Annotated in this window: 21 protein-coding genes; 6 read left to right on the top strand and 15 right to left on the bottom strand. The window is 60.3% G+C overall.

Annotated elements, in window-relative coordinates:
• Positions 1 to 4: 4 nt before the first annotated feature.
• The 6 genes from flgK to LT42_RS08685 all read right to left on the bottom strand — a co-directional run bounded on the left by flgK (position 5) and on the right by LT42_RS08685 (position 6872).
• Positions 5 to 2050, bottom strand: a complete 2046-nt coding sequence (flgK, locus tag LT42_RS08660; protein WP_037011610.1) for a flagellar hook-associated protein FlgK — start codon at positions 2048 to 2050, stop codon at positions 5 to 7.
• A 10-nt stretch (positions 2051 to 2060) separates the two neighbouring features.
• On the bottom strand, positions 2061 to 3347 hold the full coding sequence (gene flgJ / locus LT42_RS08665) for a flagellar assembly peptidoglycan hydrolase FlgJ (protein ID WP_037011611.1): 1287 nt from the start codon (positions 3345 to 3347) through the stop codon (positions 2061 to 2063).
• A 14-nt stretch (positions 3348 to 3361) separates the two neighbouring features.
• Complete coding sequence (locus tag LT42_RS08670; RefSeq protein ID WP_037011612.1) at positions 3362 to 4471, bottom strand: flagellar basal body P-ring protein FlgI; 1110 nt, start codon at positions 4469 to 4471, stop codon at positions 3362 to 3364.
• Positions 4472 to 4484: 13 nt separating this feature from the next.
• Complete coding sequence (gene flgH, locus LT42_RS08675; protein ID WP_037013137.1) at positions 4485 to 5198, bottom strand: flagellar basal body L-ring protein FlgH; 714 nt, start codon at positions 5196 to 5198, stop codon at positions 4485 to 4487.
• Positions 5199 to 5295: 97 nt separating this feature from the next.
• Positions 5296 to 6084, bottom strand: a complete 789-nt coding sequence (gene flgG, locus LT42_RS08680) for a flagellar basal-body rod protein FlgG (protein WP_037011614.1) — start codon at positions 6082 to 6084, stop codon at positions 5296 to 5298.
• 47 nt (positions 6085 to 6131) lie between these two features.
• Positions 6132 to 6872: a flagellar basal body rod protein FlgF gene (locus LT42_RS08685; protein WP_037011617.1), complete on the bottom strand. Its 741-nt coding sequence runs from the start codon at positions 6870 to 6872 to the stop codon at positions 6132 to 6134.
• A 271-nt stretch (positions 6873 to 7143) separates the two neighbouring features.
• Between LT42_RS08685 and LT42_RS08690 the strand changes: the two genes are divergently transcribed.
• Positions 7144 to 7335: a hypothetical protein gene (locus tag LT42_RS08690; RefSeq protein ID WP_037011619.1), complete on the top strand. Its 192-nt coding sequence runs from the start codon at positions 7144 to 7146 to the stop codon at positions 7333 to 7335.
• Between the two features lie 686 nt (positions 7336 to 8021).
• Here the strand turns inward: LT42_RS08690 and LT42_RS08695 are convergent.
• The 5 genes from LT42_RS08695 to flgB form a co-directional block, all read right to left on the bottom strand.
• Positions 8022 to 9758 (bottom strand): flagellar hook protein FlgE, encoded by a 1737-nt coding sequence (locus LT42_RS08695; protein ID WP_037011621.1) that lies wholly within the window; start codon positions 9756 to 9758, stop codon positions 8022 to 8024.
• A 284-nt stretch (positions 9759 to 10042) separates the two neighbouring features.
• Positions 10043 to 11368: a flagellar hook protein FlgE gene (gene flgE / locus LT42_RS08700; protein ID WP_037011624.1), complete on the bottom strand. Its 1326-nt coding sequence runs from the start codon at positions 11366 to 11368 to the stop codon at positions 10043 to 10045.
• A 28-nt stretch (positions 11369 to 11396) separates the two neighbouring features.
• A complete protein-coding gene (locus LT42_RS08705; protein WP_037011626.1) occupies positions 11397 to 12095 on the bottom strand; it encodes a flagellar hook assembly protein FlgD in 699 nt (232 codons plus the stop codon).
• Positions 12096 to 12110: 15 nt separating this feature from the next.
• Positions 12111 to 12554 carry a flagellar basal body rod protein FlgC gene (gene flgC, locus LT42_RS08710; protein WP_037011628.1) on the bottom strand — a complete coding sequence of 148 codons (444 nt, stop codon included), beginning with the start codon at positions 12552 to 12554 and terminating at the stop codon, positions 12111 to 12113.
• Between the two features lie 3 nt (positions 12555 to 12557).
• On the bottom strand, positions 12558 to 12965 hold the full coding sequence (flgB, locus tag LT42_RS08715; RefSeq protein WP_037011630.1) for a flagellar basal body rod protein FlgB: 408 nt from the start codon (positions 12963 to 12965) through the stop codon (positions 12558 to 12560).
• 808 nt (positions 12966 to 13773) lie between these two features.
• Between flgB and LT42_RS25940 the strand changes: the two genes are divergently transcribed.
• Entirely contained in the window at positions 13774 to 14004 is a 231-nt protein-coding gene (locus tag LT42_RS25940; protein WP_070356516.1) for a hypothetical protein, read from the top strand.
• Between the two features lie 540 nt (positions 14005 to 14544).
• On the opposite strand, the gene cheR is transcribed toward LT42_RS25940, so the two are convergent.
• Together cheR and LT42_RS08735 are read right to left on the bottom strand one after the other, a co-directional pair.
• Positions 14545 to 15372, bottom strand: coding sequence for a protein-glutamate O-methyltransferase CheR (gene cheR, locus LT42_RS08730; RefSeq protein ID WP_037013138.1), 828 nt, complete (start codon positions 15370 to 15372; stop codon positions 14545 to 14547).
• Positions 15373 to 15417: 45 nt separating this feature from the next.
• Entirely contained in the window at positions 15418 to 16350 is a 933-nt protein-coding gene (locus tag LT42_RS08735; RefSeq protein WP_037011637.1) for a chemotaxis protein CheV, read from the bottom strand.
• Between the two features lie 73 nt (positions 16351 to 16423).
• Here LT42_RS08735 and flgA point away from each other — a divergent pair, with 73 nt between their 5' ends.
• From flgA to LT42_RS08755, 4 genes are all read left to right on the top strand, one after another.
• Complete coding sequence (gene flgA, locus LT42_RS08740; RefSeq protein WP_037011639.1) at positions 16424 to 17185, top strand: flagellar basal body P-ring formation chaperone FlgA; 762 nt, start codon at positions 16424 to 16426, stop codon at positions 17183 to 17185.
• A 170-nt stretch (positions 17186 to 17355) separates the two neighbouring features.
• Positions 17356 to 17673, top strand: coding sequence for a flagellar biosynthesis anti-sigma factor FlgM (flgM, locus tag LT42_RS08745; protein ID WP_037011641.1), 318 nt, complete (start codon positions 17356 to 17358; stop codon positions 17671 to 17673).
• Between the two features lie 49 nt (positions 17674 to 17722).
• Complete coding sequence (locus LT42_RS08750; protein WP_037011643.1) at positions 17723 to 18190, top strand: flagella synthesis protein FlgN; 468 nt, start codon at positions 17723 to 17725, stop codon at positions 18188 to 18190.
• An 82-nt stretch (positions 18191 to 18272) separates the two neighbouring features.
• Complete coding sequence (locus tag LT42_RS08755) at positions 18273 to 19013, top strand: flagellar brake protein (protein ID WP_037011646.1); 741 nt, start codon at positions 18273 to 18275, stop codon at positions 19011 to 19013.
• A gap of 311 nt (positions 19014 to 19324) precedes the next feature.
• On the opposite strand, the gene LT42_RS08760 is transcribed toward LT42_RS08755, so the two are convergent.
• Both LT42_RS08760 and LT42_RS08765 read right to left on the bottom strand, forming a co-directional pair.
• Positions 19325 to 20797, bottom strand: coding sequence for an MFS transporter (locus tag LT42_RS08760; protein ID WP_081955338.1), 1473 nt, complete (start codon positions 20795 to 20797; stop codon positions 19325 to 19327).
• A 54-nt stretch (positions 20798 to 20851) separates the two neighbouring features.
• On the bottom strand, positions 20852 to 22093 hold the full coding sequence (locus LT42_RS08765; RefSeq protein WP_208855907.1) for a glutamine synthetase family protein: 1242 nt from the start codon (positions 22091 to 22093) through the stop codon (positions 20852 to 20854).
• Between the last annotated feature and the right edge of the window lie 293 nt (positions 22094 to 22386).

Consider the following 22386-nt stretch of genomic DNA (forward strand, 5'->3'; position numbering starts at 1 on the left):
TTCCTTAAAGACTGTTGATCAGCGTGCTGAAGATGGCTTGAGCCGCTTTGATGATCTGCGACGAAGCGGTGTAGTACTGCTGGTACTTGACCAGGTTGGCGGCTTCTTCATCCAGCGACACACCGGCGACGCTGTCGCGCGCGGTCTTGGCCTGGGTCAGCACCGCCGTGGTCGCCGTCGTGTCGTTTTTCGCCTGCGCCGCTTTGCTGCCCACGGTGGTGATCATGTTGGCGTTGGCACCGCTCAGGCTCATGCCTGTGCCGTTGCCGGCAGCATTGTCGAGGGTCTGTTTGGTCTGCAGCGTAATCACCGACGCAGCGTTGCGGTTGTCCGAAGACCCGGCAGCGGTCATGGCGATGCTGAAGGTGTCGCCAGCTTTGGCGGTGCCACCGATGGTCGTGCCAAAGGTGAAAGACTGCTTGGCGCCTGAAGAGTCTGTGTAGCCGACTTCCAGGCTGACGTCGTTGGACACGCCAGGCACGATCGAACCCGTGATCGCGTTGCCGGATTTATCCAGCACCGGCTGACCCTGAGCGTTGACCAGCGAGTAGCTTTGGGCACCGTTGACGTCGTCGCCCATGATCATGCGCATTGGCATCGAGGCCGTCAGCGCATTGCGCAAGTCGGCGGTGGCCGTCGGGTTGTAGATGTCGGCCTGGTTGGACAGCACCGGCTGAGTGAACGTACCCGAACCCTTGTTGCTCGCGCTCGCGCCGCCGGTCAGCGGACCAGCCGTGGCGATGGTTTTAGGGTCGGTCATTACCACTTTGATGCCGTCGGCGCCGGTTTTTCCCGGGCTGATCTTGAAGGTGTCACCCTCCCCCGAGGCGCCCTTGAACTTCAACGAGAAGCCGTCGATGATCGGCGGATTGGCATCACTGGTGTTGTAAGACCCCAGGTCCTTGCCGTCGGGCATGCGCTTGACGCTGTACTGACCGGAGGCGTTGGTGAACGTCACCTGATAATCGTTGGTGGTCAGCGCGCCGCTGTTGGTGATGGACACCGCGAAGTTGCCCGACGCCTGATCGTTGGTTTTGTTCGCAACGCTGCGCTGAGCCGTCAGGCTCGGGTCGTTGACATTGATGAACAGGTTGGCGCCGAAGTTGCCGTTGGCGTCGATGCCCTGATTGAGCTGGGCGTTGACCTGATCGGAAGCCACAACCGCCAGACGACCGAGTTCATTGGCCGCCGGCTGCAGCACGTCACTGCGATAGCGCAGCAGGCCGCCCAGCGTACCGCCGGTGACCACGCTCGACACATCGACGTTGCTGTTCTGATAGTTGAGCTTGAGCGAATACACGTTCGGGTCGGCATCGCTCGGCGAGGCGGTCAGCGTGTTGGCTTTGCTGCCGGTGACCAGTGGCTGGCCGGTGCCGATGTAGACGTCGTAGTTGCCGTTGGTTTCGACGACTTTGGCGCCGACCAGGTCATTGAGCTGGCGCACGGCTTCGCTGCGCGAGTCGAGCAGTGTGTTCGGCTGACCGCCGGAGGCCTGCGCCTGAGTGATCTGCAGGTTCATGCTGGCGATGGACGACGCCAGGGCATTGACTTGCCCAGCCACGGTGTTCATCTGGGTATTGATGCTGGCGTTCTGATCTTTCATCTGCGACGAGATGGAGTTGAACTGACCGGCCAGGGCCGAGGCGCTGGTCAGGAAGGTCGTGCGCGCAGACGAGTCGGTTGGCCGGGTCGACAACGTCCCCAGGTCGCTGAAGAACTTCGACAACACGGTGCTGATGCCGGTTGAGCTGTCCGAGAGGATCGAATCCAGCTTGCTCGCCTGGCTCAGATAGGCCGTGGCGTCGGAACTGAGTGCCGTACTGGTCTGCAATTGGGTGTCGAGGAAGCCGTTGTAGATGCGGCGCACGTCGGACAACGTCGTACCGGTGCCGACAAAGCCGACGCCGATATTCTGCTGTGCGCCGGCAGCGGTCATCACTTGCTGGCGCGAGTAACCGAGCGTGTCAACGTTGGCAGTGTTGTTGCCGATGGTGGTCATCGCAGCACTGCTGGCGTTCAGTCCCGAAAGCCCAATTGAAATCAGTGACATGGTTCAAACCTTATAAAGTCGTGGAAGAGCCCGAGGCGGATGCGTAGGTCTGGTAACTCTTCATCTGTTTCGCTATCTGAGAAATCTTGCTGGCATAGGACGGGTCAGTGGCGTACCCGGCCTTCTGCAGCTCTTTCACAAACTGTTCCGGGCTATCGGCAGATTTCAGGGTTTCTTTATAGCGGCTGTTGTTCTGCAGGAAGCTCACCAGATCGTGGAAGCTGCTGGCGTAAGAGTCGTAGGCGCGGAAATCCGCCGTTTCCTTGACCATCTGGCCGTCGCGGAACTCACTGGTAATTGCACGGGCTTCCGGCCCTTTCCAGCCGCCCTGGGCCTTGATGCCGAACAGGTTGTAGCTGCTGCCGCCATCGGACTGACGCATGATCGATTTGCCCCAGCCGGTTTCCAGCGCCGCCTGTGCCACGAGCACGCTCGGGTCGACGCCGATGCGTGCAGCGGCGTCCTTGGCCAACGGCATCATCGTGGCGACGAAGTCGTCTTTGTTGGCGAACGCACTCTTGCCCGGCGCCAGCGGCGTCTGCACGCGGCTGCGCACATAGGCATTGGCGTCGGCGGCGTATTGCGGGCCGACGGTCCAGTCGCCATTGTCCTTCTGACCGGCGCTTTTCGCGGCCGCCACGGCGTTGGACACGGCAATGCGGTTTTTCAGCGTGGTGGCGCTGGTGGCAGGGTCCTGGGCACCCGACGCATTCGGCACGATACCGGCCATGATGCGATCGCTGAGCTTGCTTGGCAGCGACAGGCGACGGGAATTGAGCGCAGCGACGTCGTTGTGAACCGTGCCGTCAGCCGCGTCCGGCGCAGCCACTGCACGGCTGGCCCAGAGTGGACGCTGGGCAACGCGCGTGGCCAGGCCGGCCTGCGCTGGCGCATCGGTCTTGCCGTCAGCCGGCGTCGCGGTTTTACCACCCGCGACAAGGCCGGTGCTGGCCGGTGCCACTTCGGTGCTCTTGTTCTTCGACAGCTGACGCATGAGCACGTCCTGCAGGCCGATGCCGCCACCCTCGCGGGACATGCTCACCGACAGCTGCTGGTCGTACATGTCCTGATACTGCCGCGTCGCCGCGGTGTTCATCGGGTTGTCCTTGGCCAGCACTTCGTTGGCCGAACGCATGGCCTTGAGCATCTGGCTGACGAACAGTGACTCGAATTCCTGCGCCACTTTCTTGAGGTTGCCCTCGCTGTCGCGGTCGCCGGTTTTCATCGCCGTCAGGCGGTTGAGGTCGGTATACGCACCCGAATCGCCTGATGAAACGCCGCCACTTGGAATACTCATGAGTCTTCTGCCTCTTAAATCACGATCAGGTCGGCTTGCAATGCGCCGGCCTGCTTCAGTGCTTCGAGAATCGCCATCAAGTCGCCTGGCGCTGCACCCACCTGGTTAACCGCACGAACGATCTCGTCCAGCGTGGTGCCCGGCCCGAACTTGAACATCGGGTGCATTTCCTGCTGGGCGTTGACCTTCGAGCGCGGGACCACTGCCGTCTGGCCGTTGGAGAACGCGCCCGGCTGGCTGACGATCGGGTCTTCGGTGATGGTCACGGTCAGGCTGCCGTGGGTCACCGCTGCCGGCGACACCTTGACGTTCTGGCCGATCACGATGGTGCCGGTCCGCGAGTTGATGATGACTTTGGCCGAGGTCTGGCCCGGATCGATTTCCAGGTTTTCCAGCACCGACAGGTAATCGACGCGCTGATTGGGGTCCAGCGGCGCGGTGACGCGCACGGAACCGCCGTCCAGCGCCTGAGCGACGCCAGGGCCAAGCATGTCGTTGATCTTGTCGACGATGCGCTTGGCCGTGGTGAAGTCGTTGCGATTCAGGTTAAGGGTCAGCGAATTGCCCTGGTTGAAGCCACTCGGCACTGCACGTTCAACCGACGCACCGCCGGGGATGCGACCGGAAGACGGTACGTTGACGGTGATCTTCGAGCCATCGCGGCCTTCTGCATCGAAACCGCCGACCACCAGGTTGCCCTGAGCCACGGCATAGACGTTGCCGTCGATCCCCTTCATCGGGGTCATCAGCAGCGCCCCGCCACGCAGGCTTTTGGAGTTACCGATCGAGGACACGGTGATGTCGATCTGCTGACCCGGCTTGGCGAACGGCGGCAGGTCGGCGTACACGGCCACGGCCGCGACGTTTTTCAGCTGCACGGTGCCAGAGCCCGCCGGCACCTTGATGCCGAACTGCGAGAGCATGTTGTTGAAGGTCTGCAGGGTGAACGGGGTCTGCGTGGTCTGGTCGCCCGTACCATTGAGGCCCACCACCAGACCGTAGCCGATCAATTGGTTGGTCCGCACACCGGAAATGCTGGCGATGTCCTTCAGGCGCTCGGCGTGTGCGCCCAGTGCGGTGGTGAACAGCAGCGCTGCCGCTATCAGTTGCTTGAACGTGATCATGGCTATCCCGCTATCAGAAAGGGAACAACGGGCTGAGGAAGAATCGGTCGAACCAGCCTGGCTGACTGGAATCGGCAAACGCGCCTGTACCGGAATAAGTGATGCGTGCATCGGCGATGCGAGTCGACGACACGGTGTTGTCGGTGGCGATGTCGTCGGCACGAATCAGGCCGGCGATGCGCACCAGTTCGTCACCGGTGTTCAGGGTCATCCACTTCTCGCCACGCACCAGCAGAATGCCGTTGGGCATGACGTCGGCGACGGTCACGGTAATGGAGCCGGTCAGGCTGTTGCTCTGCGCCGCCTTGCCGTCACCCTTGGTAGCGCGGTCGCCGGTGTATCCGGCGTCCAGGCTCAGGTTGCCGCCACCCACCGGGTTGTTGGTGCTCACGCCCGCACCAAACAGCGAGGTCAGGCCAAGGCTGGTCTTGCTGGTTTTGCTGATACCGGAGCTGGCGGCCTTGCTGGCGGCCATGCGCTCGGACAGGGTGATGGTGATGATGTCACCCACCCGATACGCTTTACGGTCGCCATACATGTTCTGCTCGAAGCCGGCCTGATAGATCGAGCCATTGCTGGCCGCTGAAGGCAACGGTGTGCGCGGCAACACCGGCGCGTAATAAGGGTCATTGGGTTTGGCCGCAGGCGCAACGCAGCCGGTCAGCAGCGCGATTCCGCACAACGGTGCCGCCAACAGGGAAAGCCGCAATACAGAGAGCCGTTTCATGACACTTAAAACCTCGCGGTGTAGCAGGCGTTTTTCAGGCGCCCCTTCAGATTGATCAGGTGTTTCGCTGCAGGACATCAGGCGTTTCAAGAGCGGCTTACAAGTTCTGGGTCACGAACTGGAGCATCGAGTCAGCGGTCGAGATCACTTTGGAGTTCATCTCGTAGGCGCGCTGAGTGGTGATCATGTTCACCAACTCTTCAACGGTGCTGACGTTGGAGTTTTCCAGGGTGTTCTGCTTGACCACACCCAGACCGTTCAAGCCCGGCGTACCCACTTGCGGGGCACCGCTGGAAGCGGTTTCCAGGTACAGGTTGCCGCCCTGGGATTGCAGGCCGGCCGGGTTGATGAAGTCCGCCGTCTGCACGTTACCGATGATTTGCGGCGTCGCCGAGTTGGCCGCAGTGGTCACCGATACGGTGCCGTCTTCGCCGACGGTGAAGGTCTGCGAATCTTGCGGAACGACAATCGCAGGCTCCAGGGCATAACCGCTGGAGGTCACGATCTGGCCGTTGCTGTCCAGGTGGAAGGTACCGTCACGGGTGTACGCCAGAGTGCCGTCAGGCTGGCGGATCTGGAAGAAACCGCGACCGTTGACCGCCATGTCCAGCGGCTGATTGGTGGTCTGCAGGCTGCCGGCGGTGAAGTTCTTCTGCGTGCCGACGATGCGCACACCGGTACCCAGTTGCAGGCCTGAAGGCAGCTCGCTGTCCTGAGTGGACTGAGCACCTGGCTGGCGCTTGATCTGGTAAAGCAGGTCCTGGAATTCGGCGCGGTCGCTTTTGAAACCGGTGGTCGAAACGTTGGCCAGGTTGTTGGAAATGGTCGTCAGGTTGGTGTCCTGGGCGGCCAGACCGGTTTTAGCAACATAGAGTGCCGGAAGCATTATTGAATCTCCTCGAGCGCCTGTTTATCGGCGCAAGCTGTCAGTCATTAGCCCATCTGCAAGACGCGAGCCATCGACTCGTCATCCTGCTCGGCGGTCTTCATCATCTTGATGTGCAGTTCGAATTGGCGGGACAGCGCGAGTACCGAGGTCATCTCGTCTACCGCGTTGACGTTGCTCGACTGCAGAAATCCGGACTCCACCTGAACCGTGGCGTCGGCTTGCGCCGGTCGGCCGCTTTTGGTGTGCATCAGGCCGTCGGGGCCCTTTTCCATGGTCGACTGGTCGCCTTTGACCAGCTTGATGCGGTCGATCTGCGCCATCACCTGCGGGCTTTCACCCAGGGAGCGAACGCTGATCGTGCCGTCGGCGCCGATCTCGATCTGCTGCTGTGGCGGCACGGCAATCGGCCCGCTGTTGCCCATGACCGGCAAACCGTTGCCATCGCGCAACACGCCGAGGGCGTCGATGTTCATGCTCGAGGTGCGGGTGTAGGCTTCGCCACCGTCGGCGGTCTGCACGGCCATCCAGCCATCGCCCTTGACGGCAACGTCCAGCTCGCGACCGGTGTCGACCATCGAACCCTGGCTGAAGTCAGTCCCGGGACGCTCGCTCATGGCGTACGCCCGAGACGGGTTGACCTCGCCAAACACGGGCATGGAACGCGCCTGTTCAAGGTCGCGCTGAAACCCGTTGGTCGAAACGTTCGCCAGGTTGTTGGCATGGGCTTTTTGCGCGATGGCGTTTTCAGACGCCCCGCTCATGGCCACGTATAGCAACTTGTCCACAGTCTTCCTCCTCCGACAGACGCTTGCCGCCTGTAGCTGTACTGAACAGGTCATAGCAATAATCGAACCAGTTTTTCAGCGAGGTCTTAACGCCTTGATTTTTCAATGTTTGCGGGCGGCATGGGCAGTTGGCCACGGGGTTTCAGAGGCGGGGTGACAAGGGACTGCCGGTTTCGGTCGTATCGGTGAGAGCGAACGCCAAAAAACTTTCCATGGGGGTGCGAAACTTGCAGCACTTTCACTCTTCATCTTGTGGCCACGGAAAATTGTCATGCGTCTGCGCCTTGCCCTACTGCTCGCCCTCGCCCTCCCCACCGGGCTCTGCGCCAGCCTCGCGCTCGCCGAGCAGGCGCGTTATTACTGGTGGCAAGGCAAGCATCAAACGCTGTGCGCACAAACCAGCCCCGGCAAGGGCTGGACCCGGTTGGGTGGCGCGTTTGTGAAATCTGATTGCTCGATTTGAAGTGATGCTGATGCGGTGACGCGAACGTGCGGATGCTGGTGTCAGGCATATTCCAGTCGCAAGCACATCAAATCGCGGGCAAGCGCGCTCCTACAGTTTTGCGGCGGGTGCAAAACTGGTTTGCGGCGGGTGCAAATCTGGCGGTCTGGCTACCACTGTAGGAGCCGGCTTGCTGGCGAACACGGCGGGCCAGCAACCATAATGCGAATGACTCAACACGTTCAGAATGCGTTGGGTCAGGCGACACCGTCGTTGCATACCCACCGCATTCGCGGGCAAGCGCGCTCCTACAGTTTTGCGGCGGGTGCAAATCTGGCGGTCTGGCTACCACTGTAGGAGCCGGCTTGCTGGCGAACACGGCGGGCCAGCAACCAAAATGCAGATGACCCAACGCGCTCAAACTGCGTTGGATCAGATGACACCGTCGTTGCATACCACCGCATTCGCGGGCAAGCGCGCTCCTACAGTTTTGCGGCGGGTGCAAACCTGGTTTACGGCGGGTGCAAACCCGGTTTGCGGCGGGCGCAACTTTGGCGGTCCGGGCAGCTACCACTGTAGGAGCCGGCTTGCTGGCGAAAGCGGTGTGTAGGCGACAAGGATATCGCCTGACCCGATGCAACCGTCCGGATACGCTGAGTCAGTCGCTATCTTCACGGCTGGCCCAACGCAATTGTCCGACAGCTTTATCAGGTCGCGCGGATGAGCGTCTGCATCAATTCAGCTTCTGTCGACAGGGTTTTTGAATTGGCCTGATAGGCCGTTTGCGCCTGGATCAGTTCCACCAGTTCGTTCGTCAAGGTGACGTTGGAGCCTTCCAGGGAGTGCCCGATGACGCTGCCCATCGTGCCGATGCCCGGCGCCTCGTAATTGGCGGCGCCGCTGGCCCGGGTCTCCACCCAACGGGTGTCGCTCACCGGTTGCAGGCCCTGATTGTTGGCAAAACTAGCGAGCATGACCTGGCCGATGTTGCGCTGCAGCCCATTGCTGAAACCGATACTGAGCATGCCACTGCGGTCGATGGACAGCTTGGTCGCCTCCCCGGCCGAATGCCCGTCAATCACCGCGCCTGTACTGCCGGTGGGCGCGCGGTGCTGACTGGCTTTGCTCATGTCGATGACGATTCCGTCGCCGCTGCCCGAGGCACCGCTTGCGCCCCAGCGACCGCCAGGCTTGTTGCCTTCCAGCGGTTTGGCCGGCACCCAGCCGCTGAGGGTCAACGCATTATTCGCCGCGCTCAGCCACTGACTACCTACCAACGACTGCAACGTGCCACCGGCATCAAACAGCATGCTGGCCGTCACCGGCTCGGTGCTGGCCGGGTCCTGCGGATTTCGACCGTCAATGAGCGTGTGCATTTTCCAGCTGTTGCTGCCGTCCTTGACGTAATACTGCGTCAGCTCATGGCGCTCGCCGAGACTGTCGAACACGCCGAAGGTCATCGCCTTGTTGTACGTGGTGATGTCGGCAGGCTTGAACGCCGGCACCGGTCGCGGCATCAGCGGATCGGCGGGATCCAGCAGCGCAGCGCCGCCGTCAAGCAACGGCAGGCTGATCGGTCCCGGACTTGGCGAAGGTCCGGGCACCCAGCTGCCATTGACCTGGACCGCCGGCCGCCACACTCGCAGCGATAACTCGGTGTCGGACTCGACTTTCACCGCCGCCGAATTGCCCGTCAGCGACAGCTTGCCCGCAGCCGAAACCTGCAGCCCCACTTCGAGCGGTGCGGTACTGGCGGGGTCTAGCGGATTGAGCCCGTCAATGAGCAGGTACGAGGTCCACTGATCGTCTTCGGTCTTGACGAAATACTGCTTGAGCTGGTGATCCTGTGGCGGGACGGCGGCGTCTTGAATGACGCGGCTTGTGACCCGGGTGTAGGTGGTGGGATCGGCAGGATCGAAGCGTGGAATGGCGGCGAGTGAAGCCGCTCCCGCATCCAGGTTCAACGTTTTTTCCATCTTGCCCGTGGCCCTGGGCGAGAGCGACGCCGAATCGATTTTCAGATCGGTGCGCACGCCGCTGATAACCTTGCCGTCTTCGGTCACACCGTAGCCCTGCAAGCGGCTGCCATGGGCATCGACGACGTAATTCTCGGCATCCTTGATAAACGCGCCAGCCCTGCCATAGCTGATGGAGCCTCGATCGCTCATGACAAAGAAGCCGTTGCCCTCGATGCGCATGTCGAGGGCGCGGCCGTGGCTGGAGATTACGCCGCCCGCGGCGAAGTTCTGCGAGACATTGGCCACTTCAACGCCCTGCCCCGCTGCGGTCCGGCTACCGCCCAGCATGGAAGACGAATACACCGCCGAGAATTCGGCGCGCGAAGACTTGAACCCGGCCGTGCCGACGTTGGCGATGTTGTTGCCGGTGACCTCCATGCGCTTGTGCGCCGCGTGTAAACCGGAAACCGCTGTATTGAATGACATGAACACTCCCTGAGTCGTTGTTCAACGACACGTTCGTCAATGCATCTAAGGTTTCGCGGACAAAGGAATGCGATCGGACAACACCCGGTTGCAGCGCCGTTCGATGGCATTTATTTGTCAGCGAATTTGATTCTCGCATCGACGAAAGTAGGAAGTTTCCAGTTGTGGAGTGGGACGGCTCTTGAAGTTTTCGCCCTGCCAACCGCGCGACAAAAGGCGGAAAAAAACCCATAAAAAAACCCCTCCGAAGAGGGGTTCGATTGACGCTGATCAAGCGGGCGTTATTAGCCCATCTGGATCGTGGTCTGCAGGATGGTGCTTTGCGTCGAGATGGTTTTGGCGTTCGCCTGGTAGTTGCTTTGCGCCTTGATCAACTCGACCAGCTCGCCGGTCAGGTCAACGTTGGATTCTTCCAGCGCCGAACCGGTAATGTTTCCCAGCGTACCCGATTCCGGCGCGCCGGTGACCGGAATACCCGACGCGTAGGTCTCACGCCACATGGTGCCGCCCGCAGGCGACAGGCCCTGGACGTTGGCGAAAGACGTCAGCGCAACCTGACCGATCACCCGGGATTCGCCGTTGGTGTAGGTGGCGAACAGGTTACCGGTGGAATCGACGTTCATGGCGCTGATCTGGCCGGTGTAGTTACCGTCCTGAGTCTTGGAGATCGCCCCGCCTGCTGCGTTGGTCTGGGTCGTCGCGAGCATGTCCAGTTTCATGTCAACCGTGGCCGCGCCGTTGGCAACCCACGTGGTGGTCGAACCGACGGTCTTGCCCTGAGCCGGTTTCCAGTTCTCGATGTTGAACGTGCCGTCGCCGTTTACCGAAATGCCGGCGGTGGTGGTCGGCGCTGGGTTGGTGATGATGTTGCCCGACTCGTCAAACTTCAGTTGAGTCTGGTCAGCCGCAACGGCAGGCTCGGTGGTCGGATCGGACATGTTGCGCCCGTCGATCAGCGTGTACATGGTCCAGGAGTTGGTGTCCGTCTTGCGGAAGTACTGCGACAGGGTGTGTTCGTTGCCCTGGCTGTCGTAGATCGGCGTGCTGTAAGTCGACGTGTAGGTCGAGGTGTCAGCAGGATTGAAGGCCGCGCCAGTGTTGATCGGCTTCGACGAATCCAGGTTCGACTTGATCGAAATATTCGAGGTGGTCTTCGGCGCCATGTTGGAGGTGTCGACCTTGAGGTTGGTCAAGACGCCCGTCTTCACGTTGCCGCTGGCATCGGTGGCGTAACCCTGCAGGTTATTGCCGTTGGTGTCGATAATGTTGCCCGACGTATCGGTGTGGAAGTTACCGGCGCGGGTGTACAGCTTCTCGCCGTTGTTGCTCATCATGAAGAAGCCGTTGCCGTTGATCGCCAGGTCCAGATCACGGCCGGTGCCGGTGGTCAGCGCACCCTGGGTGAACTGCTGGGTCACAGCGGCGGTGTACACGCCGCTGCCGACGTTGGTGCCGCCCGATGTGCCACGAATGGATTGCGCGTACTGGTCGGCAAATTCCGCACGGGAACTCTTGAAACCGACGGTCGCGACGTTGGCAATGTTGTTGCCGGCGACGTCGAGACTTTTATTTGCTGCATAGAGCCCACTAAGACCTACGTTGAAAGACATGTTTCACTCCTGCGCCGTCTAGTCGGCTCTAGATTCCGATTTGTTGAACTTTGGACAAGGCGATGTTGCTGCCGTTGGCCAGGTTGAGCGTCATTGCTGCACCCGAGGTGCCCATGGTCACACTGCTGACCGTTGCCGGCAGGTACGTCTTGAAGCCAGTGTTGGCGCCCTCGACGGTGCCGGTTGCGACGAAACTGTAATTGCCCGATTCGAGCGGCTGGCCCGCTTCGTCCTTGCCGTCCCACTCGAAGGGGGTGTTGCCTGCTTTGGCATCGCCCAGGTCGATGGTGCGGACAACATTGGTGCCTGTGCTGTCGTAAATCTTGACGGTGGTGAGCGAGCTGGCCCCCGGTACGACCACGGTGCCGCTCATGCCTTTGGTGGTGTCGACGTTGGTCGAACCCGCTTCGGCGATCACCGAGCGCCCGACCAGCGAAGACGCCTGCAGCGCCTGGGAAGACTGGTACATTCCGCCGATGGCATCGACCGAGGTGCTCAGGTTCTGCATGGTTTCCAGACTGCTGAACTGCGCCAGTTGGGCCACGAACTCACTGTTGTCCTGTGGGTCCAGCGGGTTCTGGTTCTGCATCTGTGTCACCAGCAGCTGCAGGAACGAGTCCTTGCCCAGGCTGTTGGCGCCGGTGGTGCTGTCGCCGGTCTTGCCGGAGGTCGGCGCCTGCAGCGACTTGAGGTAGTCGGTGGTCGTGTTATTACTGATGGAAGTCATGTGTCGTGCCCCTTATCACTGACCGAGGGTCAGGACCTTCTGCATCATGGTTTTCGCGGTGTTCATGATTTCCGCGTTGGTCTGGAACGAACGGCTGGCCGAGATCATGTCAGCCATCTCGTTGACCACGTTGACGTTCGGGTAGTAGACGTAGCCGTTCTTGTCCGCCGAAGGGTGGTTTGGCTCGTAACGTGCTTCCAAGTTGGAGGCGTCTTCGACGATGCCTGTCACCTGTACGCCCGTGCCGGCCTGACCCTGGTCTTCGAACAGCGAGCCGCTGCCGCCGGACTGCTGACCCTGGAAAACGGTAGCGAACACCGGATGGCGGGCGCGGTAGGTCTGGTCCATGCTGGAGGACACGGTTTCGGCGTTGGCGATGTTACTGGCCACGGTGTTGAGGCGAGTGTTCTGGGCACTCATGCCGCTACCGGCAATATTGAAAACACTGGATAGGGACATGGATTACTCTCCGCGCAGGGCTGCAACCAGCCCTTTGAATTTGCTGTTGAGCAAGGTGAAGCTGGCCTGAAAACCGATGGCGTTTTCGGCGTAATTGGCGTTCTCGACCTGGGAGTCGACGGTGTTCTGGTCCAGCGACGGCTGCGACGGGGTGCGGTAGAGCAGGCTGGCTTCGCCATCGCTCATGCCTTCGGCTTCGATGTGACGGGTGTTGGTCATGTCGAGGGCGAAGTGGCCATTGGTGGTCTTGTCGCTTTGCGCCGCCAGGACTTTGGAGAAGTCGAGGTCCCGCGCCTTGTAGTTGGGCGTGTCGGCGTTGGTAATGTTGTTGGCCAGCACTTCGGCACGTTGGGCACGGAAGTTGAGTGCCTTTTCATGGATGCCAAGTGCGTTGTCGAAACTGATGCTCATGTCGGGACCTTTGAGGGCTGACCAGATGTACTTGCAGGAGTTATAGCAAGTGGCGTGCCAGTTGCTGGAAGTGCCGTTTTACGGGGCTTGCAGAGGGTTGAGTGGCAGTGATGACAGAAAAGCGGCAAGAGTTTTCCGCTTGGTGGGACGAAAGTGGCAAGAGCGGTGCCGTTTTTTTGCCGTATTGCGCTTTCGCACGAGGGGCTGGATATAGATCAAGAGCGTCGGCCTAACGGCCTCCGGTTTCGCCTTCGGCGAGTTACTTGGAAAGGCACCCCAAGTAACCAAGGGTGCCTGCTCCTGGTTGGGCCCCTCCTTCGTCGGGGTTCCCTCACTTCGACGACGCTCCGTGGGCCCGCGCCGAACGGACATCCCTGTCCTGACGGCGCTCTCGCCGCATCCATGCGGCTCGGCCCACTGCGCGTCGTCTGCGTTCAGCCTGCACCCAAGTCGCGATTGTCATCGTCTGGGCTGGCTGTGCATGAAGATCAAGATCAAGATCAACAGCTTCCCGGCTGAAGCCGGTCCCACTAAAGAGCAGCGCGTTTACCCAGATAAAATGGCGTCAACCTCGACTGTGGGACCGGCTTTAGCCGGGAAGCTGTCGCTGTTGCTGTTGCTTGTGATCGTTCCCACGCTCCGCGTGGGAATGCCGCCTCGGAGGCTCTGCGTCCTGCATGCGCCGATCTCGCCGGGTCTAACCGGTCTTCTGTAGGAGCCGGCTTGCTGGCGAAGGCATTCTTCCAGCCACCATCCGCCTGACAGGCCCACCGCATTCGCCAGCAAGCCGGCTCCTACAGAGAGATGCGTGCATCCCGCAGGATTGGCTCTAGCCGGGACGCTTTTGCCTTCGCTGTCGCTATTTCTGTTGCTAGTGCTGGTGCTGTTGCTGTTGCTGGTGCTGGTGCTGTTGCTGTTGCTGTTGCTGTTGCTGTTGCTGTTGCTTGTGATCGTTCCCACGCTCCGCGTGGGAATGCCGCCTCGGAAGCTCTGCGTCCTGCATGCGCCGATCTGGCCGGGTCTACGCGGACTTCTGTAGGAGCCGGCTTGCTGGCGAAGGCATTCTTCCGGCCACCATCCGCCTGACTGGACCACCGCGTTCGCCAGCAAGCCGGCTCCTACAGAGAGGTGCGTGCATCCCGTAGGACTGGCTTCAGCCGGGAAGCTTTTGCTTTTGCTGTGGCTGTTGCTTTTGCTCTTTCCTGCGCAAAAAGCTCAGTCACCGCAAAACGCGACTTGGGTGCAGGCTGAACGCAGGTTTTGCGCAGTGGGCCGAGCGGCATGGATGCCGCGAGAGCGCAGTCAGGACATGGATGTCCGTTCGGCGCGGGCCTACGGAGCAAGACCGGAGTGAGGGAACCGACGAGGGAGGGCCAAACCAGGAGCACAAGCCCTTGGCTGCTCTTTGAAATTGAAGGCGGGGCTCTATCAAGTAACTCGCCGAAGGCGAAACAGTTCTGCCGACAGGCAGCCCCCTCCAAGCGCCGCTCTGATCAAGAGCAAGCCAACAATCCCAGCGCCAACACAAAACAAAAACCCCGCCTAAGCGGGGTTCTCAGCCAATCAAAACCACAAACAATCACTTGGCCTGATAAATAATCCCGGGACTGCACTGCACCATCTGATAATGATCCGGCAAACCGTTCAACGCCTCCGACGCACCCAGGAACAAATAGCCCCCTGGCTTCAACGTCGAATGAATCCGCAACAAAATGTCCTTCTTCACATCCGCCGAAAAATAGATCAACACGTTGCGGCAGAAGACCATATCGAACTTGCCCAACGCCGCATAACTGTCCAACAAGTTAAACGAACGAAACTCGACCCGACTCTTGATCGGCGCCTTCACCGTCCAGCGCCCTGGCGTCTTCTGATCGAAAAACCGCTGCAGGCGGTCCGGCGACAAACCACGACCAATGGCCAGGCTGTCGTATTCGCCCGTCTTGCAATTGTTCAACATCGTGCCCGACAGATCCGTCGCCACAATCTGCACGCCCGATTTCAACTGCCCGGGGTTGCTGCGCTCGAACTCATCGATCGACATCGACAGCGAATACGGTTCTTGCCCTGACGAACACGCCGCCGACCAGATCCGCAAACGCTGGTTGGGACTGGCCTTGATCGCCTCCGGCAAGACTTTGTTCTTCAGCACCTCGAAGGGGTACGTATCACGAAACCACAGCGTCTCGTTGGTCGTCATCGCATCAACCACCTGCTCGCGCAGGCCACTGCGCGGCTGGGTCTGAATGCGTTGAATCAACTCCCCCAACGACTTGATGGACTGCTGCTCCATCAATTTATTGAGACGGCTGGACACCAGATACTGTTTGTTTTCACCCAGCAAAATGCCGCAGGCTTTTTCCAGGAAGACCCGGAACTGTTCAAAATCCAAATTACCTGTCGACATGCCGCCTCTCAAAATCATGTGAACAGCAAGGAGGAAAACCCCTCCTCAGCTGATATCTGCCGCCTTGATCCGTTCTACCACCCTCGCCGCCAGATCATCCGGCCGGAACTTGGCCAGGAAATCATCAGCGCCGACTTTCTTCACCATCGCCTGGTTGAACACGCCCGACAGCGACGTGTGCAGCACGATGTGCAGCTTCTGCATGCGCGGATCGCTGCGGATCTCGGCAGTAAGGGTATAGCCATCCATCTCCGGCATTTCAATGTCGGAGATCATCATCAAGAATTCTTCTTCCGGTTTCTTGCCTTCATCGACCAGTTTGCGCAGGAACTCGAGCGCCTGACGACCGTCATTCAACGCCGTCACTTCCACACCCACGGTTTGCAGGCAACGGGTGACCTGCTTGCGCGCCACCGACGAGTCATCCACGGTCAACACGCGCAACGACAGCGCCTTGTGTTGCACCTCGGCCGTGACCACGCCGACCGAGATGTTCTCGGAAACCGGCGCCACTTCGGCGAGGATCTTCTCGACGTCGATGATCTCCACCAACTGGTTGTCCAGACGCGTCACCGCCGTGAGGTAGTGGTCGCGACCGGTGCCCTTGGGTGGCGGATGAATGTCTTCCCAGTTCATGTTGACGATGCGTTCCACCGCATGCACCAGGAAGCCCTGAATCTTGGTGTTGTACTCCGTGATGATCACGAAGGAATTGGCAATGTCGCTCAGCGGCTTGCCGCCGGTCGCCAGTGCCAGGTCGAGGATCGGGATGGTCCCGCCACGAATATTTGCCACGCCGCGCACAATCGGACTGGATTTGGGCATGTGGGTAAGTTTCGGGCACTGAAGCACCTCTTTTACCTTGAACACGTTGATCCCGTACAACTGCTTGCCGTCCAAACGGAACAGCAACAGTTCAAGGCGGTTCTGCCCTACCAGTTGAGTGCGCTGGTTTACTGAATCCATCACACCAGCCATGCACCACTCCTCCCAAAACGACCAATTGCGCTACCGAATCGGTAAGCGGCACGGGCCTTGCTATTTACTCATCATGAACACACAAACGACAGTATCCCGACGCCCGGCTCCCGCAACTCTCAGCTTCATTCGCGTGCTGGTTGCGCTGTGTCTGTTGTGTGCCGCTGGCCTGGGCCGTGCGGACAACATGACGCTGCCTGAAACCCTTATCGGCGTGACCCAGGGCTTTCTTGAATTCACTGTTGAAGACTATATGGCAACCAACCAGACCGCAGGCCGTTACGAGATCGAGGTCAAGCAGCTCGACCCCCGTCTGCGCATGCCCCTGTGTGACAAGGATTTGACAGCCTCACTGGAAAGCCCGGCCCAGCCGATTGGCCGCGTCACTGTGCGCGTTCGCTGTGAAGGCACGTCGCCGTGGACGGTGTTCGTTCCCGCCCAGGTCCATCTGTACCGCAATGTGGTCACCGCAGTTCGCCCGATGAAGCGTGATGCCATCGTGTCCGAGGGCGATGTGGCATTGCGTGAACGTGACGTCAGTCTGCTGGGTCAGGGATTTCTGGACTCACTCGATCAGGCGATCGGTCAAAAGGTTGTCCGACCAACGGTCATCGATCAGATCCTGACGCCAGTGCATCTGGATCAACCACAAATGGTTCATAAGGGTGATCAGGTCGTGATCAGCGCGCGCAGCGGTTCAATGAGCGTGCGCATGCCGGGCGAAGCACTCTCGGACGGCGGTTTCAACGAGCAAATACGGGTAAAGAACCTCAATTCCAAACGCGTGATCAAAGCCAATATCGTGGCCCCCGGCCAGGTCGAGGTTGCTATGTAAGTCACATCTGAGGGCAAGACCTCTGGCGCTGTGCCTGCGCTTTTCCTACACTCGGAACCCCAATGACCCGTGCGAAGTCCATTCGAGACTGTTTTCGCACGGGCCCTAAAGTTATTCCGGGTTTGGCCGAAACCAAGGCAAGCGTCCTAGAACCCAGAGGTTTTTCAATCATGGTCATCGACTTCAACCGTTTGAACAGCTCCACTACCGTTGGCAGTACGACTCGTACCGCCAGCACCAAGGAAGCCGCAAAAACCGAAGCTACGGCAGCGGTCAGCGGCACCTCGAGCGTGCCCGGTAGCGGTGAGGCAGTACATTTGAGCAGCGAAGCTCAACAGTTGCAGAAGATCAGCGATTCGTTGCGTGATCAGCCAGTCGTCAACAGCAGCCGCGTGGCTGAGTTGAAGCAGGCGATCGCCGACGGCAGCTACAAGGTCGACAGCAATCGTGTTGCAAGCAAACTGCTTAACTTCGAAGCCCAGCGCTAGCCCCCGGTCTGCGCAGGGGCTTCTGGACGCTTAAACACCAGGGCATGCGATGCAAGACACTACATTGCTTCAACTCATCACGGACGACATTGCGCCGGCCCGGCATCTGCTGGACATCCTGAAAGCCGAGTCAGTGGCTCTTCACGGGCGCAATATGGTCGAAATGGAACACATCCTGGCGCAGAAACAGGCGCTGGTGATCGTGCTTGAGCAGCATGGACGCAGACGTACCCAGCTGATGACCAGCCTGGGCCTGCCCGCCAATCGGGCGGGACTCGAAGAAGTGGCCCGGCATTCTTCAGTGGGCGAAGCCTTGCTGGCTTCGGGCGATGAACTCAGCGCATTGATGAGTGAATGCCAGGCAGCCAACGAGCAGAACGGCAGCCTCATCCAGCTCCAGCAACTCACCACGGCACAGCAGTTGAGGATCCTCAACGGCGGCGACACCCCCACGCTCTACGATAGCCGCGGCTCGACGTCGGGCAAGGCCAGACCGCGTCCGCTCAGCCAGGCGTAAGTTCTTGTATCAAGGCGCGCAGCATGGTGGCAATATGCCGCGCGCTGCACGCTGTCGTTATTTGCCTGGAGATGGATAGACCGTGAATGCCCCAAGCGCGGACGATGTTCCGCAGCCCCCGAAGGTTCTGAACACCCCCCTCGAAATCGCCGCCAATCTACGGCTGTTGATGGAAAGTCATGACCCGCTGATCATCACTTTTCACGAGCGTAGCCAGCGTTTTCAGAGTTACGTCATCGACGTCGACCGCGACACTAACGCGGTTACCTTCGACGAGATGATCCCGCGCGACGGTGAGCGTTTCCTCGCGGCTGGCGAACCTTTCAAAGTCGAGGGCTTCCACGATGGCGTGCGGATCGCCTGGGAAAGCAAAGCACAGCTGACGGTGATCGAAGAACCGCGCAGCTATCGCGGCCCCCTCCCCGAAGAAGTGGTTTATCACCAGCGCCGTAATGCATTCCGTGCAGCGCTCAAGCTTGCTTCGCTGATCAATGTCGAGATCGGTGGCGACAAGCTGAAGTCTCCGCTGCGCGGCAAATTGCTGGACGTCTCTGCACTGGGCTGCAAGCTGCGTTTCGAAGGCGATGTGTCCGAACGCATGCAGTTGGGTCAGGTTTACGAACGCTTCATCGCCGCCCTGCCCTTCGGCAACATGACCACGCCGGTGGAGCTGCGCTACCTGCACTTCGAAGAGCGCATCAACACCACCTTCGCCGGCGTACGCTTCCACAACATGAGCGGGCTGGTGCAGCGTCAGGTCGAGCGTTTTGTTTACCAGTTGCAGCGTGAAGCGCGACGCTTCGACAAAGACGACGATTTTTGATCGGCTATTGCCCAGGCGACATCGTAGTTAACTGATTCAGAGCCGTTTGCGGGGTCGCTCGAGTTTCGGACGGCGCCGCAATCCAGCGCGCTCCTACAGGTTTTGCATCGGTCAAAATGTCGGTATCAGGCAGAAACCTGTAGGAGTGAGCTTGCTCGCGAATAGGGTGAGTCCGCCGAAATCCATTTCACAGACACCCCGCCATCGCCCGGATGCGCCCCAGAGCAAGCTCGCTCCCACATGGCTTTGCCGTTAGCGCAGCTTCAGCATGAGTAACGAGACATGTGGGGGCCACATCAGCAGCCCCCCCATCACAAAGGCCGATCCACCCCGACATCCCGACGCACTTCGGTCGTCTCGTCCAGCCCTGACGCCTCAGGCTCGACAGCCACTTCCTCATCCATGATCGCCACCGGCCGCACAACGCCCTCGCCTGACGCCACAACCCGCTCGACCATCTCCGGCTGCACGTCGCTCTCAGCCGCCACATCAGGCGAAACCTCAGGCTCAGGCTCAGGCTCAACGTCCTGCATCTGATCCTGCACCACTTGCTCATCGACCCGAGGGTCGAGGGCAACCACCAGCGGTGAGCTGGACATGCTGTCGGGCATCGCGATGTGATGCAGCGGTGCGTCTTCGACCTGGTGCAGGTTGGTCACAGCTTTCGGACGAATCCGCGTCACCAGCACCAATGCCACGAAGCAGACGAACGCGTAGAGCATGTTGCTGCCGAACATCTTCATCAGCACGCCGGAGACCAGCGGGCCGATACTGGCGCCGACGCCGTAGGTCATAAGCAGCATGGCCGTCAGGGAGACGCGCCGCTCGCCTTCGACGTGGTCGTTGGAGAAGGCCACCGCCAGGGGATACAGCGAAAACTGCAGCAGTGAGGCAACGAAGCCCACCGCCAACAGCACTTCCATCGGCACATTGGGCAGCACCGCCAGCGGCAGCGATGCCAGCACCAGCAAGCCGGCTACGCCACGGATCAGCCAGGCGCGGTCGTAGCGGTCGGACAACTTGCCCAGCGGGCCCTGCACGATAAGGCCCGCGCCGATGCAACTGGCCATGAACAAGCCGACGTGCTCGGTCGACAACCCCTGTTGCGCGGCATACAGAGGTGCCAGACCGTAAAACGAGCCGATGACCATGCCGGCGCTCAGCACCGTGGTCAGCGACTGCGGCACCCGGCGCATGAAGAAAAGCGGCTCCAGCGGCGCCGGGTGCATCGGCGCCGGGTGAATGCTGCGGGTCATGGCGACCGGCACCAGACACAGCGCAAAACACATCGCCACCAGCATCAGCAGCTCAGGGCCCAACTGCGGGTGGACCACCAGGATCAATTGCCCGAGGACCAGCCCCAGGTAGGACGCGATCATGTACAGGCTGAACACCGTACCGCGCTGCTTGGGCGAGGCCTGCTCGTTGAGCCAGCTCTCGATGACCATGTACTGGCACATCATGCCCAGGCCGACGATCATCCGCAGGAAGATCCAGGCCGGTAGATAGTCAAACAGCCCGTGGCCCAGCACCGCTGCGCCGACGATACCGGCGCAGGTCGCGTACGCACGGATGTGCCCTATTCGCCCGATCAGCCGGTGGCCGATCTTGCCGCCCAGCGCCAGGCCGACGTAGTTGGCCGCCATCAACGCGCCGACCCACAAACCGTCGACCTGATCCGCCGCCAGACGCAGGGCCAAGTAGGTGCTCAACAGGCCCGAGCCGATCAACATCATCAGCGAAGCGAAATACAGCGCTCGAAAGGACTTCCAGATTTGGCGCATAGCTTTCCAAAAAACAGAAACCCTCTTCTGCAGAGGATTTCCGAACAGCGATTCTTAAGCCTGAGCGGCCAGAACGCGGCGCTCCCAGGGAGTGATTTCGTTGAAGAAACTGGTCATTTCCAGGGTCTTCGACGCGATGTAGCCTTCGATGAATTCGGCACCAAACAGTTCCTTGGCCAGCGAGCTGCGAGTCAGACGTTCCAGGGCAGCGTGCAAGGTACATGGCAACGACAGATTATCGGGCACAACGAACTCGCCTTGAATCGGCGGCGATGGCTCCAGCGAATGCTCAATGCCATGCAGACCCGCAGCCAGACTGGCGGCAATGGCCAGATAGGGGTTGGCATCCGCGCCGGGCAAACGGTTTTCGACCCGACGGGCGACCGGCGCACTGGCCGGAATGCGCAGGCCTGCCGCGCGGTTGTCATGCGACCAGCAGGCATTGTTGGGCGAGGCGAAGGGATGGCACAGGCGCTGGTAGGAATTGACGTTCGGCGCGAACAACGCAGTGAAATCAGCCATGGCCGCCTGCTGCCCGCCGATGAAATGATGAAACAGCGCAGTGGCTTCGCCCTGGGCGTCGCTGAAGATGTTCTGCCCGCTGGCGGTCTCGACCACGCTCTGGTGAATGTGCATCGAGCTGCCGGGCGTGTGCGCCAGCGGTTTGGCCATACACACCACGATCAGGCCGTGCTTCAGCGCGACTTCCTTGAGCATGTGTTTGAACAGGAACGTCTGGTCGGCGAGTAAAAGCGGATCGCCGTGCAGCAGATTGATCTCGAACTGGCTGACGCCCATCTCGTGCATCACCGTGTCGCGCGGCAAGCCGAGCGCCGCCATGCACGCATAGACTTCCTTGAAGAACGGCCGCAGCCCGTTGTTGGAGCTGATGCTGAACGCTGACTGGCCGTCTTCCCGACGACCGTCCAGACCGACCGGTGGTTGAAACGGCTGGGTCGGATCGGGGTTGGCGGCGAAGACGAAAAACTCCAGCTCGGTGGCCACTACCGGCGACCAGCCATGCCGGGCATAGCGGGCAATGACGGATTTGAGCTGGCCACGCGTGGATAAAGGCGATGGCTGACCGTCGAGCTCGTCGGCATCACAGATGGCCAAGGCCCGGGGCTCGTCGCTCCATGGCAGAAGATGGGTCTGCTGCGGGTCGGCAACCAACGCCAGATCGCCGTCGTCGCTGCCGTAGAATCTGGACGGCGGGTAGCCGCCCATGATGCATTGCAGCAGCACACCGCGGGCCAGCTGCAAGCGACGGCCTTCCAGAAAGCCATCGGCGGTCATCACCTTCCCTCGCGGCACGCCATTCAAGTCCGGCGTGACGCATTCAATTTCATCAATGCCCATCAGTCGCTGCGCGAGTGAATGGTGGTCATCGCTACTCATGACTCAAGTCCTTTTTCGTTGGGCACACCGCATCGCGGCAAGGCGTACAAAATAAGCGTCGGGCGTTCGGAATATCAAGCACATCATCGCTTGCTCCAGTTGGCCGATTTCTTGCTGAGACACTGTATGTCCAATGGACCGCCATTTTGCTGACACCCTGCAAAAGGTGTCCAAATTTCATTACCAGCGGG

It is taken from the genome of Pseudomonas lutea (genome assembly GCF_000759445.1).
Lineage (GTDB): Bacteria > Pseudomonadota > Gammaproteobacteria > Pseudomonadales > Pseudomonadaceae > Aquipseudomonas > Aquipseudomonas lutea.